The sequence below is a fragment of the Sulfurovum sp. genome (assembly GCF_036568385.1).
Lineage (GTDB): Bacteria > Campylobacterota > Campylobacteria > Campylobacterales > Sulfurovaceae > Sulfurovum.
In genome coordinates, this window is the sequence record NZ_DATCSP010000083.1 from 1 (window position 1) to 3,186 (window position 3,186).

The following is a 3,186-nucleotide window of genomic DNA, read 5'->3' on the forward strand; positions in this document are numbered from 1 at the left end:
GAAGACTATATGCAAGAGGTGAAAATGATCACCCTGGCACCGGAAATAGATGGTGCCGAGGCATTTGTCAAGGAATTGACAAGTTCCTACCCGCATATCATTTTAAGTATCGGACATTCCGCTGCCGGTTATGAAGAAGCAAAAGAGAGCTTTACCTGGGGCATCTCGCATGCCACACACCTCTTCAATGCGATGACCCCGTATCACCACAGAGAACCGGGTATCGTGGGTGCCGTATTCGACTCCGATGTCACGTGCGATATCATAGCCGATCTGGTGCATACGCATCCCTCTGTGCTTGAGCTGGTCCAGCAGATGAAAAAAGAGAAGCTGATACTGATCACAGATGCTATGCGGGCAGGGTGTATGAAGTGCGGTACTTACGATTTGGGCGGGAGACGTGTTGAGGTGAATGAGGGCAAAGCCGTACTGGAAGACGGAACCCTTGCCGGGTCCGTGCTGAAGATGCATGAGGCCCTGCTTAATATGAAGAGACATACTTCGATGGAGCTTGTTGAAATTGTCAACAGTGTGACAAAGATACCCGCACGTAAACTGGGGGTGAAAAAAGGGGAGCTCAGAGAGGGCTATGATGCAGATATGGTCATTTTTGATGAAAGTTTCAGTATCATATCAACCATAGTGAATGGTGAAGTAAAGTATAGAAGGTAGACCCATGTTAGGATTTTTGAAACGTAAAGTAAGAGAGATCAAGTCACCGGTTGACGGCCAAATCGTGGCACTTGAGAGCGTAGACGATGAAGTGTTTTCACAGAAACTCGTCGGTGACGGTGTGGCGGTCATCCCCATGTCCAATGTTTTTACCGCACCCATAGACGGTACGATCAGCAAGATATTCCCCACCAACCATGCGTATAGCGTAAAGAGTTCCAAAGACCTGGAAGTGATGGTGCATATCGGTTTGGATACGGTAGCCCTGGAAGGGGTAGGTTTTGAACGGCTTGCCAAGGAAGGGGATGAGGTGAAGGCCGGAGATCCGATCATCCAGGTGGATCTGGGATATATCCGTGACCATGCCAAAGATATCATCACCCCTATCATTATTTCAGAGGAGAGTGATGTGAAAGAGATCGACAAGCGATTGAAGATCGTCAAAACCCAGGATATCATTATGGAGGTGAAGTAAATGCCGCAAAGTGACAACATCTATTATTATGTCGTGTACGGCCTGATACTGGTCGCTTTTTTTATTGTCCTCAAGACACCCAAAAAGAAGTAGCGGCCTACGGCTTTTGGATCAATACCTCTTTGATCTTTTCTGCGACCCCTTCTGCTCTGGTCCCAAGTACGATCTGAATGGAGTGCTTGTCAGGGCGTATGACACCTTTTGCCCCCAGCGCGATGAATGCTTTATCGTTGAGGGGAGCGCTGTCATGGACAGACATGCGAAGTCTTGTGATGCATGCATCGGTATGCGTGATGTTCTCCTCTCCCCCTAACGCTTCTATAAATGCCAGCGCTTCCTCATCTGCATCACGCTTTTCAGTGCCGGAATTCTCTTCAAATATCTTCAGTTTAAACAGCCTGATCGTGTAATAAGCGCTTATAAAATAGATGAGTGCAAAGAGGGCTCCCAGAGGAAGAAGCAGCAGAGGATTGGTCGCCAGTTTATAGTTGATCATATAGTCTATGAATCCTGCTGAAAACCCGAAGCCTGCGTGAATGTCCAACATCTGGGCTGCCGCAAGGGAGAGGCCCGTCAGCAGGGCATGCAGCACGAACAGCAGAGGCGCTACAAACAAAAAGAGGAATTCCAAAGGCTCGGTGATCCCGGTAAGGAACGAGGTAAATGCAACACCTGCCAGGATCGCACCCGCCTTTTTTCGGTACGCTTTCTCGGTATTGAGGTAGATGGCGTAGGCCATGGCAGGCAAACCGAACATCATGACCGGATAAAATCCTGCCATGTAGACCCCCGCGGTCTTGTCACCGGCGAAGAAGCGGTGAAGGTCGCCATTGGCCACGACCTGGGCGCCGTCTTTGAGGTAGCTGTATTCGCCAAGCTGGAACCAAAAGACAGAGTTGAGTATATGATGCAGCCCCAGAGGGATCAGCAGACGGTTGAGGAACCCGTAAATGAAGGTACCCACGGCTTCCAGTCCTATGATGGCATTTGAAAACGTATCGATGGCACTTTGGGCAAAATGCCAAAAATACCCTGCAAGCATCCCCACTCCTATGGCAGAAAGGGCCGTAATGATGGGCACAAAACGTTTCCCTCCGAAAAAGCCCAAAAATTCAGGCAGTTTGATGGTATGGAAACGGTTGTAAAGTGTTCCGGCGATGACACCCATGATGATACCGACAAAAACGCCCATGTTCACATCTTTGTCAATACTGATGTAAACTGCTTTGGCGATGAGCACCCCTATGGCCCCTGCCAGGGCGGCAGCACCGTCATGGTTCTTGGAAAGCCCATAGGCGATGCCTATACCAAAGAGCAGGTCCAGGTTGGAAAAGATAGCTTCACCTGCGGACTTCATAATAGATGCCACTTCTCCATCGAAGATATCCCCGAAACCAAGTCTCAACAGCAGTGCCGCAACAGGGAGTACGGCGATAGGGGTCATCAGTGCCTTACCGATGCGTTGAAGTAAATTAAACATGTCTGATCACCTCTTTTGTTCGTGCGATGCGTTTAGGTGAAACACTGAGTGTAGTGATACCGAGATCCACAAGCGCGGGTATGGCATCTTTATGTGCGGCCAGCTCTCCACAAAGGCTCACGGGCCTGGTTGCCTTTTCGAGGATAGCCTGGATAGCTGAAAAGAGCACGGGTGAGAGTTCGTCCGTTTTGAGCAGAGGATGGGTCCTCTCTGTAGCAAAGAGGTATTGTGCAAGGTCGTTGGTCCCTATCGAATAAAAGTCGACGACCTCATTGAACTCTTTCAGCAGGAAAAGCACGGAGGGGACTTCGATCATCATACCAAAGAAGAGATGGGAAATGTCAAAGGCATGTTTTTTCGCGACCTCCTTGGCAAAAGCCTTTGCCTCTATGAACTCTTCCACGGTGCTGACCATAGGGAACATGATCTTTATGCGCTTCTCTCCGGCAGCGGAGAAAATGGCATGCAGCTGTTCTTCAAGAAGTTCCGGATGCGTACGGAACAGACGTATGCCGCGTACCCCTAAAAAAGGATTGTTCTCCGGGGGGAGCTGTATATA

The 3,186-nt window shown here is 49.4% G+C and carries 4 protein-coding genes; 2 read left to right on the forward strand and 2 right to left on the reverse strand.

The window, feature by feature from the left end; all coding sequences use genetic code 11:
* On the forward strand, window positions 1–672 hold a 672-nt coding region (locus VIM88_RS08840), incomplete at its 5' end, for an N-acetylglucosamine-6-phosphate deacetylase (RefSeq protein ID WP_331862533.1).
* A 4-nt stretch (window positions 673–676) separates the two neighbouring features.
* Window positions 677–1,147: a PTS glucose transporter subunit IIA gene (locus VIM88_RS08845; RefSeq protein ID WP_331862534.1), complete on the forward strand. Its 471-nt coding sequence runs from the start codon at window positions 677–679 to the stop codon at window positions 1,145–1,147.
* A 97-nt stretch (window positions 1,148–1,244) separates the two neighbouring features.
* Here the strand turns inward: VIM88_RS08845 and VIM88_RS08850 are convergent, their stop codons facing one another.
* Together VIM88_RS08850 and VIM88_RS08855 are read right to left on the reverse strand one after the other, a co-directional pair.
* The gene (locus tag VIM88_RS08850) at window positions 1,245–2,627 is read right to left on the reverse strand and encodes a PTS transporter subunit EIIC (protein ID WP_331862535.1); all 1,383 of its coding nucleotides are present in this window, start codon (window positions 2,625–2,627) and stop codon (window positions 1,245–1,247) included.
* Window positions 2,620–3,186, reverse strand: a 567-nt coding sequence (locus VIM88_RS08855; protein ID WP_331862536.1) for a putative PEP-binding protein, incomplete at its 5' end; no start/stop codon positions are given. The genes VIM88_RS08855 and VIM88_RS08850, both read right to left, overlap by 8 nt.